The 15,864-nt window shown below is 63.3% G+C and carries 17 protein-coding genes; 14 read left to right on the top strand and 3 right to left on the bottom strand.

Features of this window, described 5'->3' with window-relative positions:
* Positions 1-8: 8 nt before the first annotated feature.
* The 3 genes from PO883_RS26560 to PO883_RS26550 all read right to left on the bottom strand — a co-directional run bounded on the left by PO883_RS26560 (position 9) and on the right by PO883_RS26550 (position 2,143).
* A complete protein-coding gene (locus PO883_RS26560; RefSeq protein ID WP_289312430.1) occupies positions 9-569 on the bottom strand; it encodes a hypothetical protein in 561 nt (186 codons plus the stop codon).
* Between the two features lie 155 nt (positions 570-724).
* The gene (locus PO883_RS26555) at positions 725-910 is read right to left on the bottom strand and encodes a hypothetical protein (RefSeq protein ID WP_167091737.1); all 186 of its coding nucleotides are present in this window, start codon (positions 908-910) and stop codon (positions 725-727) included.
* A 315-nt stretch (positions 911-1,225) separates the two neighbouring features.
* On the bottom strand, positions 1,226-2,143 hold the full coding sequence (locus tag PO883_RS26550; protein ID WP_289312429.1) for a LysR family transcriptional regulator: 918 nt from the start codon (positions 2,141-2,143) through the stop codon (positions 1,226-1,228).
* 159 nt (positions 2,144-2,302) lie between these two features.
* On the opposite strand from PO883_RS26550, the gene PO883_RS26545 reads away from it, so the two are divergent.
* The 14 genes from PO883_RS26545 (at position 2,303) to PO883_RS26480 (ending at position 15,757) form a co-directional block, all read left to right on the top strand.
* Positions 2,303-2,566, top strand: coding sequence for a hypothetical protein (locus PO883_RS26545; protein ID WP_289312428.1), 264 nt, complete (start codon positions 2,303-2,305; stop codon positions 2,564-2,566).
* A 147-nt stretch (positions 2,567-2,713) separates the two neighbouring features.
* Positions 2,714-2,950, top strand: a complete 237-nt coding sequence (locus PO883_RS26540; RefSeq protein ID WP_289312427.1) for a hypothetical protein — start codon at positions 2,714-2,716, stop codon at positions 2,948-2,950.
* 213 nt (positions 2,951-3,163) lie between these two features.
* Positions 3,164-4,111, top strand: coding sequence for a head GIN domain-containing protein (locus tag PO883_RS26535; RefSeq protein ID WP_289312426.1), 948 nt, complete (start codon positions 3,164-3,166; stop codon positions 4,109-4,111).
* Positions 4,112-4,178: 67 nt separating this feature from the next.
* On the top strand, positions 4,179-4,757 hold the full coding sequence (locus PO883_RS26530) for a dihydrofolate reductase family protein (protein ID WP_289312425.1): 579 nt from the start codon (positions 4,179-4,181) through the stop codon (positions 4,755-4,757).
* Positions 4,758-5,132: 375 nt separating this feature from the next.
* Entirely contained in the window at positions 5,133-6,005 is an 873-nt protein-coding gene (locus PO883_RS26525) for a BadF/BadG/BcrA/BcrD ATPase family protein (RefSeq protein ID WP_289312424.1), read from the top strand.
* Positions 6,006-6,007: 2 nt separating this feature from the next.
* Positions 6,008-6,742: a GntR family transcriptional regulator gene (locus PO883_RS26520; protein ID WP_167091712.1), complete on the top strand. Its 735-nt coding sequence runs from the start codon at positions 6,008-6,010 to the stop codon at positions 6,740-6,742.
* Entirely contained in the window at positions 6,739-7,851 is a 1,113-nt protein-coding gene (gene nagA / locus PO883_RS26515; protein WP_289312423.1) for an N-acetylglucosamine-6-phosphate deacetylase, read from the top strand. The genes PO883_RS26520 and nagA overlap by 4 nt, the downstream gene beginning before the upstream one ends.
* On the top strand, positions 7,844-8,854 hold the full coding sequence (locus PO883_RS26510) for an SIS domain-containing protein (RefSeq protein WP_289312464.1): 1,011 nt from the start codon (positions 7,844-7,846) through the stop codon (positions 8,852-8,854). The genes nagA and PO883_RS26510 overlap by 8 nt, the downstream gene beginning before the upstream one ends.
* A gap of 16 nt (positions 8,855-8,870) precedes the next feature.
* Positions 8,871-10,130: an ABC transporter substrate-binding protein gene (locus PO883_RS26505; RefSeq protein WP_289312422.1), complete on the top strand. Its 1,260-nt coding sequence runs from the start codon at positions 8,871-8,873 to the stop codon at positions 10,128-10,130.
* Positions 10,130-10,996, top strand: coding sequence for a carbohydrate ABC transporter permease (locus PO883_RS26500; RefSeq protein ID WP_289312421.1), 867 nt, complete (start codon positions 10,130-10,132; stop codon positions 10,994-10,996). Before PO883_RS26505 ends, PO883_RS26500 begins: the two co-directional genes overlap by 1 nt.
* Positions 10,996-11,814 (top strand): carbohydrate ABC transporter permease, encoded by an 819-nt coding sequence (locus PO883_RS26495; RefSeq protein WP_289312420.1) that lies wholly within the window; start codon positions 10,996-10,998, stop codon positions 11,812-11,814. Before PO883_RS26500 ends, PO883_RS26495 begins: the two co-directional genes overlap by 1 nt.
* A 31-nt stretch (positions 11,815-11,845) precedes the next feature.
* A complete protein-coding gene (locus PO883_RS26490) occupies positions 11,846-13,162 on the top strand; it encodes an MFS transporter (protein WP_289312419.1) in 1,317 nt (438 codons plus the stop codon).
* Positions 13,163-13,164: 2 nt separating this feature from the next.
* Positions 13,165-14,271: an ABC transporter ATP-binding protein gene (locus tag PO883_RS26485; protein WP_289312418.1), complete on the top strand. Its 1,107-nt coding sequence runs from the start codon at positions 13,165-13,167 to the stop codon at positions 14,269-14,271.
* A 172-nt stretch (positions 14,272-14,443) separates the two neighbouring features.
* Complete coding sequence (locus PO883_RS26480) at positions 14,444-15,757, top strand: tetratricopeptide repeat protein (protein WP_289312417.1); 1,314 nt, start codon at positions 14,444-14,446, stop codon at positions 15,755-15,757.
* Positions 15,758-15,864 lie beyond the last annotated feature (107 nt).

Genomic DNA, 15,864 nt, shown 5'->3' with positions numbered 1-15,864 from the left:
GAAGTGCATCACCGCTGGCGGCCGACGGGTAGCGGCTTGTATTTGGCGCAGTAAATCTTGGATTTGGTCTTGAAGTAGACGATCTTGCTGCCGGGATTGGACGCGCGCACCGGATAAGCCGAGTTGTCCATCGACAGATGACGCACGCCCACGGCGTTGCGGATCGATTCTTCGAGCTTGTCGGGCGTGGTGTCGGCCACGGCGGCCACGAACACCAGTTCGCTGGTATCGTCGCTGATCATGATGTCGGTCACCGTCGCGCCCCACAAGGTGGCGTCGGCCTTGAACCAGTAGGCGCCGCCCTCGTGCTTGTACGACGGGCCGAAGGCGCTCACCAGGTAATCGTGGAAGTAGGCATTGTCGAGATGGCTGCGGCACAGGATGGCGCTGCCGATGACGGGGCCGAAGGTCGACGGCGCGGCCAAGGCGGGGGCGGAAGAAGGCAGGAGCGCCAGAAAGGCCAGCGAGGCCAGCGAGGCCAGCGAGGCCGGGGCGCAGCTTCGCGCCAGCAGTGCGCGCATGCGCCCTGCCAGCGGGAAAACCTGTTCCGAAGCCATCGCCAGGCGCATCCAAGCTCCCTTGGCCCGCGTGCTTACTGACGCGCGCGCTCTTCCTTCTTGACCTTCTTTTGTTCCTTTTTCTCTTTCACGGACTTGGCCGGCTCTTTTTTCGATTCTTTCTTACTGTCTTGCGCTTTACTCATTGTGAACTCCTGATAACGATTCTATAGCTTGGACAGCCAATTGCGGTTCGCAGCGATTTTTTGCTTGGCAGCGGCGGGCAGCAGCTCGAAACAGCCGGGATACTGCTTGAGCGCATGCTCACGAATTTCCTTCTGCAAACCGTTGATAATAAACACATATACGATGGCACCGTCGTCGTTCTGTCGCGTGCCCATATAGCGGATCATTATTCCTCCTTTGTATTCCGTGAGCGGAGCGAATAAACCTCGGTTGTTCTCACATCGTCACATTATGACACTGCCCGGCGCAATTTCGCTACCCGGGGCAAAGTTAGCGCACGAAAAAAAGCCCGCACGGAGCGGGCTTTCGAGGTGGACAGCACGTGCCCGTCAAACATCTTGTTTTTGTAAAATTTGCCAGAAAGCACATTACACATGCCACTCTGGAATCACTAAATTCCGACTAGAAATATAGCACACGATGTCGACCTGTCATGAACAAAATGTCAGCCAGTGTGGCAAGAAAGAAACGACTCAAGCGCCTTACATGTGCGCGAGCCAGGGATCGCTTTCCGGACGCGGAAACTGGGCCGTCATGAAATCGACAAAACTGCGCACCTTGTACGACAGCAGGCGCCGGCTCGGATAGACCAGCGACAGCGACATCTGGCCCAGGTGGTGGCCCTTGAGCAGTTGCACCAGCCGTCCGCTGCTCAGGTCGTCTTCGAGCGTCAGCGAGGAGCGCACCATGATCCCCATGCCGGCGATGGCCGCCTGGCGCAGCACCGAGACATCGTTCGACACCATGCGCGCGCTGATCGGCACGTCGACCTGCTTGTTGTCCCACTTCACGGGCCAGCTGTGGCGCAGCTGCTCGAAGGCGAAATTGAGGCAATCGTGGGACGAGACGTCGATCGGCGTGAGCGGCTCGCCGCGCCGGGCGATGTAGTCGGGCGAGGCGCACAGCACCACGCTCGACGTGGCCAGGCGGCGCGCGATCAGGCTCGCATCGAATTTTTGCAAGCCCATGAAAATGCCGACGTCGAAACCTTCCTCGACGATATCGACCGAATGATCGGACAGGCTGACGTCGAGCACCACGTCCGGCACGGTGGCCGCATACAGCGGCAGCAGCCTGGCCAGCTGGTACTGGCCGAAGCCGGGATGGCAGTAAATGCGCAGCGTGCCGCTGGCCTTGCGCGCCGACGAGGAGGCGATGGCGTCGGCATCGTCGATATCGGCCAGGATCTGGCGCACGCGCTCCAGGTATTGCTTGCCGGTTTCGGTGAGCGAGAGCTTGCGCGTGGTGCGGTTGAGCAAGCGCGTACCGAGATGGGCTTCGAGGTCCGCGATATTGCGCGTGACGACCGTGTTCGACATATCCATCGCCTGCGCCGCGCGGGCAAAGCTGCCCTGCTCGACGACCTTGGCGAACACGCGCATCGATTGAAGCCTGTCCATATCGGATTATCCCATTTAGCGCAACGTTGCATTGCGATTATTCGCCTTTTTTGCGGATGGCGCAACGTATAGACTGCTTCACATGGACGAGCAAACGCAAACAGGCAACTCGTCAACGCCGCAAGCGAGCGACGTTCACCTCATTACTGGAGAAACACCATGAAATCATTGTCCTTCGTTGCTGCTGTTGCCCTGTTTGTTGCTGGTTCCGCTGTTGCTGGTTCCGCTGTTGCTGCCGACGCAGCCGTGGCGAATGCCAGCGTGAGCGCGGCCGCAAGCAGCATCAGCGCCACCCGCCTGAATGTGCCGGAACTGAGCGCCCCAGCGAGCCGCACCCGCGCTGAAGTACGCGCCGAGGCGCTTGAGGCCGCCAAGAATGCGAAGCCGACGCTGGCTAATCAGTTGGACATGTCCAAAAACTAAGCTTGATTATTGCGAATTCCGCAATTGCGCATTGCGTCATTCGGCCTTTTTCGGATTAATCAGACGTAATACACTGACCTTAATCAAAGAGCACCGCTCTTGCCGCCGCAGACAATCGCGACGTTGAACTAATACTGGAGAAATATTATGAACGCATCGAAATTGTTTACCGCCGTAGCAGCCCTGGTCCTGGCCGGTTCCGCCTTTGCCGCCGACGCCCCGGCCGCCAGCACCGCCGTATCGGCCGCCGCATCGAGCCTGAGCGTGCCAGCCGTGACCATCAACCAGTCGCGCAGCCGCAGCGATGTCAGCGCCGAAGCCGTCGAATTCGTCAAGAACTACAAGACCGCTTTCGCCGTCCAGCTGGAACAGTACAAGAACTAATTGCGCCGGTCCGCCCCGGACCGTTCGCCCGCAGCACAGTTCAAACCGGAAAACCCGACGCCTCCTCGGGTTTTCCGACCTCCTCGCCCTACCCCCTCCTCCCGACCGTTCAAGCCGCCGATTCGACCATCTGTCGATTTTCGCTCGCGCGCCCGCGCACCCGGCCGTATTGTTCATGCTCCGAACCCAACGCCGCCCAGCGGCAGACCCGCCATGACGACCTACCTCAAGCAAGCCACCTTCGCCACCCTGCTGTGCGCCGCCGCGGCCAGCCAGGCCCAGGCCACCTCCGACGTGCGCAAGCTCGCACCTTTCCACGCGATCGAACTGTCCGGTCCTTATAAAGTGGTGATCACCGCCCAGGGCACGCAAGCGCTCGAACTGTCGGGCCAGCGCAAGGAACTGGAGCGCATCGAAACCATCGTCAAGGGCGATACCCTGATCGTGCGCCCGCGTTCGCGCACCGGCTTCAACATCAGCTTCGGCGACGACGAGCGCACCACCATCACCATCGCCGCGCCGGGCCTGCGCAGCCTGGCCAATGCGGGCAGCGCCGACGTGTCCCTGAGCCAGGTCGAAGGCGAGCAGTTCGCGCTGAACCTGAGCGGCTCGGGCGACGTGGACGTGTACCAGCTCAAAACCGGCAAGCTGCAACTGACGATGAAAGGCTCCGGCGACGTCCACCTGGCCGGCGCCGCGCGCACCTTGCAGGTCGACGCGCACGGCTCGGGCGAGCTCGAAGCCTGCGGCCTGGCGGTCGAACGCAGCAGCGCCGTGCTGCGCGGTTCGGGCGAAGCGTGCGTCCCCGGCGGCACAGGGCAATTCCACGGTGAAGTGCACGGCTCGGGCGAACTGACGGTCAGGCAGCTGCGGGCCGACAAGGCACGGCTGGTGGTCACCGGTTCCGGCGAGATCCAGATCGACGGCACGGTCGGCAGCTTGAGCGCGGAGCTGAACGGCTCGGGCAGCGTGGAGGGCGAAAACCTGGAGGCGCAACAGGCCAGCGTGACCGTGCGTGGCTCCGGCACGGCCGAAGTGCGGGTCAAACCGACCGCTGCGGCCAGCGCAACTGGTGCACTACGACCGCAAAGGCGCCAGCACGACGCGCAACTGAGTGCTCCGGCGGGCAAGATTGCCGGCGCCGGGATACCTGTAGCTTGAAAAAAAGTGATTAGCGGATGTCGATTCCGGACATCGCCGCTCGTCGTCAAGGCAAGAGAGCTTCATCGTGCAGCTCTCACCAACCGACGAGAACGCCATGCGAAAGCTGACATCCCACCTTTTTATCTCGCTCGACGGCGTCGTCGAAGCGCCTGATACCTTCGTCCGTCCGAACTTGTACGCCGACTTTGACGAGTTCACGCGCGACACGGTCGCCGGACAAGACGCCATTCTGCTCGGCCGGAAGACATATCAGGAATGGTCGCAATGCTGGCCGGATTCGACGATTGAGCCATTTGCATCCTTCATTAACAACAACCCGAAGTTTGTCGTCAGCCGCACGTTGCGCAATGTGGAGTGGAAGCAGTCAACGCTGCTCGATGGCGACCTTGCGGCTGCCGTTGGCGAACTCAAGGCGCAAACGGGCAAGACGATCGGCGTACACGGCAGCATCAGCCTGGTCCAATCATTGCTGCTCGCTGGCCTGTTGGATGAACTGCATTTTCTTCTTTGTCCCGTCATGGCGGGACACGGACGCCGCCTGCTTGACAACCAGGGCGATCCAGTACAACTGGACCTGAAGCACTCCCGTGCAACCCCTGCAGGGCTCCACTATCTGGTATACACACCAAGGCCATCGACGTGAGCGGGGCGCGCACTCGACTTACCTGACAATGCCTTATGAATACGCGCAGAGCGCGGAAAAACCTGCCTTGCGGGCCGTTCCGTCCGCCCCCATCAGCGATCGGCCGCCAGGGCGTACAGGCGCCGGGCAACAAAGCCGCACGCCCGCACCACCACACTCCCCATACCAAATTGGCACTAAACCAGAGCCAGATTAATACCATTACCCCTGCCTAATAAAATATTTAAAAACAATGACTTACGACGATATCGAGGCCCGGGGACGCAAGGCCAATTCAGTATTTTATAATACCACTTAAATACCTGTTGACAAGGTGGTTGGGCGATCATATAGTGCCCACACCTTCCCCACTTCAGAACCCGGACAACAACACACATGATCGAATATCTCATCGGCGTCGATGGCGGTGGAACCGGTACCAGGGTGCGCCTGGCGCGCGCCGACGGCAGCCAGTTGGCACAAGGCCAGGGCGGCCCGTCCGGCCTCTCGCTCGGCATCGCGCAGGCATGGAACTCGGTCGCCGAGGCGCTCGCCTCGGCCTTCGGCGCGGCCGGCATTGCGCAGCCGGCCAACGCCAGCATCGCCATCGGCCTGGGCCTGGCCGGCGTGCACAATCCGCTGTGGACCGAACAATTTCTGGCCGCCGATCCCGGCTTCGGCACCATCCGCCTTGAGAACGACGGCTTCACCACGCTGATGGGCGCGCACGGCGGCAAACCGGGCACCATCGTCGCCATCGGCACCGGCAGCGTGGGCCAGGCCTTGCTGGCCGATGGCAGCCAGCGCGAAGTGGGCGGCTGGGGCTTCCCGACCGGCGACGAAGCCGGCGGCGGCTGGATCGGCCTGCGCGCCATCGCCCACATTGAAAAAGTCATTGACGGGCGCGCGCCGCACAGCACCTTTGCGCAAGCGGTGATCGATGCCTGCGGCGGCGAACGCAATGCGATCCAGGTCTGGATCGGCCGCGCCACCCAGACCGCTTTTGCCTCGCTCGCACCGCTGGTGGTGGCCCATGCCGACACCTGCGACACCGCGCGTGCCATCCTGGCCGACGCCGGGGGCGAAGTGGCATTGATGGCGCACGCGCTCGACCCATCCGGCCAACTGCCGCTGGCACTGTGCGGCGGCCTTGGCGTGCCGCTGCGCGCCTACCTGCCGCCAGACCTTCTGGCACGCAGCGTTGCTCCGCTGGGCGACTCCGCCAGCGGCGCGCTGCGCATGATCGAACTCCACGTGAGAGGACACTAACCATGCTTGCGCAGCTCAGCGATTTCAAGCCCGACGCCGACAGCGTCACCCCGCTCTACATGCAACTGGCGAACAAGCTATCGGCCGGCATCACCAGCGGCGACTGGCGCGCCAACGAAGCGCTGCCGTCCGAGCGCATGCTTTCCGACGTGCTCGACATCTCGCGCGTCACCGCGCGCAAAGCCATCGACATGCTGTGCGAGCGTGGCATGCTGACGCGCCGGCGCGGTTCCGGCACCTACATCACGCCGAAGCTGGAACAGCCGCTCTCGCGCCTGACCAGCTTTTCGGAAGAATTGAGCCAGCGCGGTTTCACCGCCGGCTCGCGCTGGCTGGAACGCGAAATCGGCGTGGCGGCCCCGCTCGAACTGCTCTCGCTCGGCCTGTCGCCCAACATGCCGGTGGCGCGCCTGCGCCGCCTGCGCACCGCCGACGACGTGGTGATGGCGATCGAAACGACCACCATCCCGGCCATCCACATGCCCGACCCGCACGGCGTGACCGATTCGCTGTACGGCTACCTTGAGGCGCGCGGCGCGATTCCGATGCGCGCGCTGCAGCATATCCGCGCCGTCAACGCCAATGCGGAGCAGGCGCGCCTGGCCGGCCTGGCCCCGGGGGCGGCAATGCTGCACATTACCCGTGTGAGTTACCTGGACAGCGGCGCGGCGGTGGAACTGACCCACTCGTTCTGCCGCAGTGATTATTATGAATTCGTAGCGGAGTCGCGCCGATGAGCGATGCAATCAAAGGCAACATCCTGACCACCAGCGGCTGGATCAACGGTGCAATCAGCTTCGGCGAACGCGTGACGGGCTTCCAAGGCGGCGCGATCGATCCATCGGTCAACGGCGACGACTACGTCATCCCCGGCTTCATCGACCTGCACGTGCACGGCGGTGGCGGCAAGGACATCATGGAGGCCGGCGACGCGCCCCACGTGATCGCCGCCATGCACGCCAGGCACGGCACCACCTGCCTGCTGGCCACCACCATGACGGCGCCGCCGCACGAGATCACGCGTGCCCTCAAGGCCATCGGCGCAGCCTGTGCCGACCGTCGGCCGGGCGCGGCGCGCATCCTCGGCGTGCACCTGGAAGGCCCGTACATCAACTCCGGCAAGCTGGGAGCGCAACCGAACTACGCGCGTGCCGCCACCCTGGCCGAAGTGCAGCAGCTGGGCACCTACGCGCCGATGCGCCTCATTACCGTGGCTCCGGAAATCGCCGGCCACCTGAACCTGGTGCGCGAACTGAGTAACGCCGGCATCCGCGTGCAGATCGGACACACGCTCGGCTCGTACGAGGATGGCGTGGCGGCGCTGGAGCACGGCGCAGCCGGTTTTACGCACCTGTTCAACGCCATGAGCGGCCTGCATCACCGCGAGCCGGGCATGGTCGGCGCGGCGCTGGCGCATGCGCAGTACGCCGAACTGATTCCCGACCTGCTGCACGTGCACCCGGGCGCGATCAAGGTGGCGCTGCGCGCAATTCCGCACCTGTACTGCGTTACCGATTCCACCGCCGCCACCGGCATGCCTGATGGCGACTACAAGCTTGGCCGCCACAGCGTGCAGAAATGCATGGGCGGCGTGCGCCTGCCCGACGGCACCCTGGCCGGCAGCACGCTGACCATGGACCAGGCGCTGCGCAACCTGGTCAGCCTGGGCCTGTCGCTGGAAGATGCCTCGCACCGGGTGTCGACCTACGCCGCCGACTACCTCGGCGAAACCGAACGCGGACGCCTGGCACCAGGCACCTTTGCCGACATGGTGGTCCTGGACCGCGATTTGAAAATCAAAGCTGTCTATATCGAAGGAGAAAAGTGTGACCTCACTGATGCTTAAAGAAGCCCTGTCCGCCGCCGACTGCGTCGCCCTGCAACTGGAAAACGACGTCGAACGCTACGCGGAACTGGGCCGCAAGCTGAGGACCACCACCTTCAACACCGCGCTGACGGTGGCGCGCGGCAGCTCCGACCACGCCGCCAATTACTGCGCCTACCTGATCATGGCGCGCATGGGGCGCATCGTCGCTTCGCTGCCGATGTCACTGGTGACCTTGTACAAGTCGCCGCTGGTCACGCGCGACACGCTCACCATCGCCATTTCGCAATCGGGCCAGAGCCCGGACGTGGTGGAACCGATCCGCTATTTCCGCGACGGCGGCGCCACCACCATCGCGCTGGTCAACGATATCGATTCGCCGCTGGCCGCCGCTGCCGAATGGGCAATGCCGCTGCGCGCCGGTAAGGAGCAGAGCGTGGCCGCCACCAAGAGCTTCATCACCAGTCTCGTGGCCGGTGCGCGCCTGGTGGCGCAGTGGCAGAACGACCCGGAACTGACCGAAGGCCTGGCCGCCCTGCCCGAGGCGCTGCGCAGCGCCGCCCAGGTGGACTGGTCGCCGGCGCTGGAGGTGCTCACCCCGGCCCGCAACATCATGGTGGTCGGACGCGGCATCAGTTTTCCGATTGCGCTCGAATCGGCGCTCAAGTTCAAGGAAACCTCGGCCCTGCAGGCGGAAGCGTTCAGCGGCGCCGAAATCAAGCACGGCCCGATGGCCTTGATCGAAGATGGCTATCCGCTGCTGATTTTCGCAACGCGCGGACCGACCCAGGCCGGCCTGATTGCGCTGGCGGCCGAAATGCGTACCCGCGGCGCGCGCGTGCTGCTGGCGGCGCCAAGCGACGTGCCTGAACGCGACCTGACCCTGCCGACCGCCGCCACCCCGGACCTGGACCCGATCGTCGCCGTGCAAGCGTTCTATGTGATGGCGGCGCACCTGTCGAAAGCGCGCGGCATGGACCCGGACCGCCCGCGCCACCTCAGCAAAGTCACCAAGACCAACTGACGCGCGCCCGCCATCAATGAAGATAAAGACACTGCTGACGGCATTGATGGCAACGGGACTGGCAGCTTCCGCAGCCGCCGCCGACACGAAAATCGAATTCTGGACCTTCAGCATGAAGCCCAAGTTCACGCCGTTTTTCGAATCGGTGGCGCGCAATTACGAGGCTGCCAATCCGGGCGTGAAGATCGAGTGGATCGATTTTCCGTGGGACGTGATCCAGACCAAGCTGGTCACGCGCATCGTGGCCGGCACGCCGCCGGCGCTGGTCAACCTGAACGTGCCCTGGGCCGACGAATATGCGCGCGACGAACTGCTCACGCCCATCGACGCCCTGCTCGGCGCATCCAAGGCCAGCTACATCCCGAGCACCCTGGAAGACCTGCGCTTCAAGGGCAAGACCTACGGCTTCCCGATGTACAGCAACGTCGCCGTGATCGCCTACAACCAGAACATCTTCAAGGATGCGGGCTTAACAAGCGGTCCGAACAGCTTCGACGAGCAGCTTGCGTTCGCACGCCAGATCGCCGCGCGCACCGGCAAGGCCGGCATCGCCCCGGCGCTGTCGAAAATCGATGGCCTGTTCATGTGGCAGGGCCTGGCCGTCATCAAGGATGGCAAGGCGGTATTCAATTCGGCGCAGCACGTGGCGCTGGTGCAGAAACTCGCCGCGACCTACAAGGCCGGCGGCCTGCTCAAGGAAAGCCTGTTCGCCGAGGATAACTTCCCCGCCGTGGTCGATGCCTACAAGGGCGGGCGCCTCGGCATGCTGCTGGCGCCACCAACCGCTCTGAAACGCATCCAGAACGATGCAAAAGATATCTACGCCATCACCAGCGTGGCGCCGGCGCCGCTCGGCCCGACCGGCATCGCCGACGGCGGCTGGCTGATTCATTTCGCGATACCCAAAGGTGTCGATGCGAAGCTGCTCCCTGCGGTCGGCAAGTTCGCGCTGTACCTGACCGGCGACGCCAACCAGCTGGCCTTTGCCAAGCAGGCCAGCGTGTTCCCCACCACCGTCAAGGCGGCCGCCGATCCTTACTTCCTGGCGCTGCCTGCCAACGCCGGCGCGGCCGAAAAAGCTGTTGAAGCGGGCGCGCGCTCGATGGCGCACTCGCACACCTTGTACGTGGCCGGTATCGACGATTACGACGAACTTCGGCGCTCGCTGGTGAAAGCTGTCGAAGCGGGCGTCACCGGCAAGCAGGACGTGCAGCAGGCGCTCGACCAGGCGGTCGCGATCTGGAACAAGAAGCTGTCCAAACAGAGGCTGCACTAATGAATACACGACGCCACACCTTGCAGGCATGGATGTTCCTGGCACCGGCACTGGTGCTGCTGGCCGTGTTTTCATTCTGGCCGGTGGCCTACGGCTCCTTCCTCGCGTTCACCGATTACAGCCTGATACGGCCAACGTCCTTCGTCGGGCTTGACAACTTCCGCTACATTTTCGATAACGAGATGTTCGTCACGGGCCTGAAAAATTCGCTGCTGTTCCTGCTGATGGTGCCGTTCGTGCAGATCGGCGCGATTGCGCTGGCGGTGCTGGTCAATAACCAGCTGCCCGGCATCCGCTGGTTCCGCGCCGCTTTCTACGTGCCGGTGGTGACCACGGTGTCGGTGGTCGGCATCATGTGGGGCTTCATGTTCCACGAACAGGGCACGCTCAATTACGTCTTCATGCAGCTGCGCCTGGCGCACGCACCCATCGGCTGGCTGACCGACGACACGCTGGCCCTGTTCGCCGTGATGTTCGTCACCCTGTGGCGCGGGCTTGGCTGGTACATGGTGATGTACCTGGCCGCGCTGCAAGCCATCCCCGCCGACATGCAGGAAGCAGCCATGCTCGATGGCGCCAACCGCTGGCAGCAGTTCTGGAAGATCACCGTGCCCATGCTGCGCCCGACCATTGCGGTATGTTCGATCCTGTCGGTGCTGGCCGCGCTCAAGGCCTATCAGGAAGTGGATGTGCTGACCCAGGGCGGGCCGATGAATTCGACCTTCACCGCCCTGTACTACGCCTACGACCAGGGCCTCAAGCACCTCAAGCTGCCGCGCGCACTAGCCGCCAGCCTGGTGGTATCGAGCATCTGCATCGGTATCGCGCTGGTGTGCCTGCGCTACCTCAAACCGAAGCACCGCTGATGCGCGCCCGTCCGCTGGCCACGTTCGGCCATTACCTGATCCTGTGCGTGCTGGCCGTGGTGTGCGTGTTCCCGTTCTGGTGGACGCTGGTCACGGCGATTTCGACCGAAGGCAATGTATTCGCCTTTCCGCCCACCTTCTGGCCGCGCGTGCCTTCGCTGGAGAACTTCGCCGAGGTATTTCGCGCGATTCCCATCATCGCGTTTTTCAAGAACTCGGTGCTGATCGCCGTATGCACCGTGTTCTGGAAGCTGGCACTGTGTTCGATGGCGGCCTATCCGCTGGCGCGCATGCAGTTTCGCGGCCGCAAACTGGTGTTCGGCGTGATCCTCGCCACGCTGGTACTGCCGTCGGAAGTGAACTTCCTGGTGAACTTCATCACCGTCACCAAGCTGTCGCTGGTGGACACCTACACCGGCGTGATTTTGCCGAACGTGGTGACCGCAGTCGCCATCCTGCTGCTCAAGCAAGCGTTCGAGGAAGTGCCGCAAGACCTGATCGACGCCGCGCGCGTGGACGGCGCGTCGGAGTGGATCATCTTCAGCAAGATCATGCTGCCTTTGATCGCGCCGTGGCTGGCCACGGTCGGCATCCTGACGGCGGTCGAAGCCTGGAACGAATACATCTGGCCATCCATCGTGATGAGCAAGCCGGATGAATTTCCGCTGTCGGTGGGCGTGCTGTATTTGCGCGGCACCTTCGGCAGCAGTACCCGCGTGATCGCCGCCGGCACCGTGCTGACGATCCTGCCCACGCTGGCCGCCTTCCTGTTCACGCAGCGCTTCTTCATGCGCGGCATGGACGGCGCAGTCAAGTAACGCTGTCAAGAAACCCCACCCAAGGATGTCAATGGAACTGACTAAAACAACTAAAAAAGAACGCAGCCCACTGGCCTGGGTACCGAGCTTGTACCTGGCGCAGGGCTTGCCCTTCTTCGCAGTCGCGATGGTGGCTGGCCAGATGTTCAAGAGCATGGGCGTGGCCAACGACGATATCTCCCACTGGACCGCCGCCATCATGTCGGCCTGGATTTTCAAGCCGCTCTGGAGCCCATTCCTGGAGCTGGCGAGCAGCAAAAAAATCGTCGTGGTCGGCTTCCAGCTGATCGGGGGCGCCTGCCTTGGCCTGGTGGCGGTGGCGCTGCACATGCCGTTCTGGTTTGCTGCCTGCGTCGTCATGCTCACGCTGGTCGCCATTTCATCGGCCACCCACGATGTGGCCTGCGACGGCTTGTACATCTCCAGCCTGACGCAGAAGGAACAGGCGGCCTACGCCGGCTGGACCGGCACCTTCTTCAATGCCGGGCGCTTCATCTCGTCCGGCGGCCTGCTGCTGCTGGCCGGGTACTTCGAAAAGACCATGGGCGTGGTCTCGGCCTGGACCATCGTATTCTGCATCCTGGCGGCGACGATGGCCGTCCTCGGCTTGTACAACGGCTGGGCGCTGCCGCTGGCGAAAAACCCGGCCAGCGCCGACATCACGGCGGCGCAGATTGCGCGCACGCTCAAGGAAGTCATCATCGACTTTTTCAAGAAGCCGGGCATCTGGGTATCGGTCCTGTTCATCATCCTGTTCCGCGCGGGCGAAGCGCAGGTGCAGACGATAGGCCCGCTGTTCCTGCGCGAAGCGCGCAACCTGGGCGGGCTGGGACTGAGCACAACCGAAGTGGGCGCCGTGTACGGCACCGCCGGCACCATCGCCTTCGTGGTCGGCAGCATCGCGGGCGGCTATTTCACTTCCTGGCTGGGCCTCAAACGTGCGATCCTGGCGCTGATCCTGGCGGTGAACCTGCCCAACCTGGTGTTCTACTATCTGTCGACCACCCTGCCTACCGACCTGACCCTGATCGGCGCGGCGCTCAGCGTGGAGATGTTCGGCTACGGCTTCGGTTTTGTGGGCCTCATCCTGTACATGATGCAGGTGGTCGCGCCGGGCAAATACCAGACCGCGCACTATGCGTTCGCGACCGGGATCATGCAGCTGGGCTTCTCGCTGTTCAAATGGATCAGCGGCGATATCCAGATCGCGCTCGGCTACCACAACTTCTTCCTGTGGGTGCTGGCGGCCGCGGTGCCGGTGGCGATCCTGTCGCAGATCATTCCGATGAGCGCCAGCGAACGCCAGCAGGCGGAACTGGCGGCCGCCAAGCTGTCGCCGGTGCGCTGAGCATGGCCGCCGTCACCCTCAAGCAGGTCGTCAAGCGCTACGACGACAAACAGACCATCATCCACGGCGTCGACCTTGATATCGCCGATGGCGAATTCGTGGTCTTCGTGGGGCCGTCCGGCTGCGGCAAATCGACCTTGCTGCGCATGATCGCGGGCCTGGAAGAGATCAGCGGCGGCGAGCTGCATATCGGCGGCCTGCTGGCCAACGAGATCGCGCCGGCCAAGCGCGGGCTGGCGATGGTGTTCCAGTCGTATGCGCTGTATCCGCACATGACGGTGTTCGAGAACATGGCGTTCGCGCTCAAGCTGGCCGGCCACAAGGGCGAGGAACTGAAAGCGCAGGTCGGGCGCGCCGCCGGGATTTTGCAGATCACCCATCTGCTGCAGCGCCGGCCCAAGGAGCTCTCGGGCGGCCAGCGCCAGCGCGTGGCGATCGGGCGCGCCATCGTGCGCAAACCCGAAGTATTCCTGTTCGACGAGCCGCTCTCGAACCTGGACGCCAGCCTGCGCGTGCAGATGCGGGTGGAGCTGAGCCGCCTGCACAAGGAACTCAAGACCACCATGATCTACGTGACCCACGACCAGGTCGAGGCGATGACACTGGGCCAGCGCATCGTGGTCATCAACGGCGGGCGCATCGAGCAGGTGGGCACACCGTACCAGCTGTATAACAATCCAGGCAACCTGTTCGTGGCGGGCTTTCTGGGTGCGCCGAAGATGAACTTCATCGCCGCCGAGGTCACGCATATCGGCGCCATCGGCGTGCGCGTGCGCCTGGCCGACGGCACGCTGGTTGATGCCGACGCCGACGGCAGCGACGCCACGACCGGCGACAAAGTCACGCTCGGCATCCGCGCCGAGCACATGACGCTGCTGCCGGCCGCTACCCAGCAGTCGAATGCGATCGCGGCCGTGGTCGGCCACGTCGAGTACCTGGGCGACCAGACCATCGTCTACGCCAGCATGCCGGGCGACCCGGCCCTGATCGCACTGCGCCAGCCGCAGGGCGGCGCCATGCTGCTGGCGGGCGAGCGCATCGCGCTGCATTTGCCGCCCGCGCACTGCCATCTGTTCGACGGCCGGGGACGCGCGTTTTTGCGCGCCTGAACCGGTCCGCACGGAAATCAGGATGCAGAAATGAAGTTTATGTGACAATATGCGCTTCGTCCGAAATTCGCACCAAGCGGACGACGCCCATGTAGGCCAGGTGTCCACGGTTCGGCGGGCTGATGCGTTATAGCGTCAGGCTGTCTTTATGTCTTTGATTGAAGGATTTTCCATGTCCCAGTTTCGTCTTGCCCGTATCAGTCTGATCTTGGCCGCCATCGGCCTGAACGCCGCACCCGCCCTGATGACCAGCGCCAGCGCGCAATCCGCCCCTGCCACGCCTGCGACCAGCGCCGCTCCGACCAAACCGGAAACCGTTCGTCCGGAACTGTACAAGCTGCTCGACCCGGCCGCCGTCAAGGTCTTGATCGATGGCAAGAAATTCGCTGAAGTCCAGGAAAGACTGACTGCCGCCGAAGCCTACGCCAATCGCACCCCGTACGAAAACTACGTCATCGAGCGCATGAAATTCTCGCTCGGTTCGGCCAGTGGCAATGAAGCGATGACGGCGACCTCGCTCGAAGCGATCATCAACTCGCCAAGCACCCCGGCCATCGACAAGCCGGAATTCATCCTGGCGATGGGCAATTTGCAAACCAACGCCAAGAACTATCCGAAGGCGATTGAATGGATGAAGCGCTACATCGCCGAAGGCGGCTCGCCGGCGCGCGTGCGCGGCTCGATCGCCCGCGCCTATTACCTGAATAACGACCTGGCCACGGCCAAGACCGAAGCGCTGGCCGTGCTGGCCGAGAACGAGAAGACCGGCACCGCGTCGACCGAGGGCGACCTGCGCCTGGTGGTCGCCATCACCGGCAAGCAAAAAGACTGGCCGGCTTACACGGCCGCACTGGAAAAGCTGATCGCGTCCTACCCGAGCGAAGAGCTGTGGACCGACTTGCTGCACCGCATGTATGGCAAGACCAGCTTCAACGCGCGCCTGCTGCTCGACGCCTACCGTCTTGAGTCGGCCGTGCTGAAACAGCTGGAAGCCGAGACCTATGTCAACATGGCTGAAGAAGCAGTGCGCGCCGGCTTCCCGGTCGAAGCGAAGAAGGCGGTTGACGCCGGCTTCGCCGCCAACGTCCTGGGCACCGGCGCCGACGCCGGCAAGCACAAGGCGTTGCGCGACCGCGTCAACAAGGGTGCGGCCGACGACGCGAAAAACATCGCCAGCGGCGAAGCCAGCGCTGCCAAGATGAAAGACGGCACCGGCCTGGTGAATCTGGGCTATGCCTACGTGACCATGGACGAGTTCGACAAGGGTATCGAGCGGATCGAACAAGGCATCGCCAAGGGCGGCCTGAAGCGTCCGGAAGAAGCCAAGCTCAAGCTGGGTATGGCGTACGCCAAGGCTGGCCGCAAGGATGATGCGATCAAGACCTTTGAAACCGTCAAGGGTCACGATGGCATCGGCGACCTGGCGCGTTACTGGACCATGTGGCTCAAGCGTCCGGCAACGGCCGCGGCGCCAGCAGCCAAGTAATTCACGGCATCGCTGTCTGATCGGGCGGGTTCCGGCGCAAGCCGGGCCCGCCCGTTTTCATTGGGACAAGGAAGACGGTGCATCATCATGCGCCCACCAGCGCAGGG

It is taken from the genome of Massilia sp. DJPM01, assembly GCF_030348125.1.
Lineage (GTDB): Bacteria > Pseudomonadota > Gammaproteobacteria > Burkholderiales > Burkholderiaceae_D > Telluria_A > Telluria_A frigida.
Note: the sequence above shows the minus strand (reverse complement) of the source record. Positions and strands in the feature narration are given on the sequence as shown.

Coding starts and splice junctions, on each gene's coding strand:
- PO883_RS26560 (WP_289312430.1), bottom strand. CDS start 569: ATGCGCCTGGCGATGGCTTCGGAACAGGTTTTCCCGCTGGCAGGGCGC.
- PO883_RS26555 (WP_167091737.1), bottom strand. CDS start 910: ATGATCCGCTATATGGGCACGCGACAGAACGACGACGGTGCCATCGTA.
- PO883_RS26550 (WP_289312429.1), bottom strand. CDS start 2,143: ATGGACAGGCTTCAATCGATGCGCGTGTTCGCCAAGGTCGTCGAGCAG.
- PO883_RS26545 (WP_289312428.1), top strand. CDS start 2,303: ATGAAATCATTGTCCTTCGTTGCTGCTGTTGCCCTGTTTGTTGCTGGT.
- PO883_RS26540 (WP_289312427.1), top strand. CDS start 2,714: ATGAACGCATCGAAATTGTTTACCGCCGTAGCAGCCCTGGTCCTGGCC.
- PO883_RS26535 (WP_289312426.1), top strand. CDS start 3,164: ATGACGACCTACCTCAAGCAAGCCACCTTCGCCACCCTGCTGTGCGCC.
- PO883_RS26525 (WP_289312424.1), top strand. CDS start 5,133: ATGATCGAATATCTCATCGGCGTCGATGGCGGTGGAACCGGTACCAGG.
- PO883_RS26520 (WP_167091712.1), top strand. CDS start 6,008: ATGCTTGCGCAGCTCAGCGATTTCAAGCCCGACGCCGACAGCGTCACC.
- nagA (WP_289312423.1), top strand. CDS start 6,739: ATGAGCGATGCAATCAAAGGCAACATCCTGACCACCAGCGGCTGGATC.
- PO883_RS26510 (WP_289312464.1), top strand. CDS start 7,844: ATGCTTAAAGAAGCCCTGTCCGCCGCCGACTGCGTCGCCCTGCAACTG.
- PO883_RS26505 (WP_289312422.1), top strand. CDS start 8,871: ATGAAGATAAAGACACTGCTGACGGCATTGATGGCAACGGGACTGGCA.
- PO883_RS26500 (WP_289312421.1), top strand. CDS start 10,130: ATGAATACACGACGCCACACCTTGCAGGCATGGATGTTCCTGGCACCG.
- PO883_RS26495 (WP_289312420.1), top strand. CDS start 10,996: ATGCGCGCCCGTCCGCTGGCCACGTTCGGCCATTACCTGATCCTGTGC.
- PO883_RS26490 (WP_289312419.1), top strand. CDS start 11,846: ATGGAACTGACTAAAACAACTAAAAAAGAACGCAGCCCACTGGCCTGG.
- PO883_RS26485 (WP_289312418.1), top strand. CDS start 13,165: ATGGCCGCCGTCACCCTCAAGCAGGTCGTCAAGCGCTACGACGACAAA.
- PO883_RS26480 (WP_289312417.1), top strand. CDS start 14,444: ATGTCCCAGTTTCGTCTTGCCCGTATCAGTCTGATCTTGGCCGCCATC.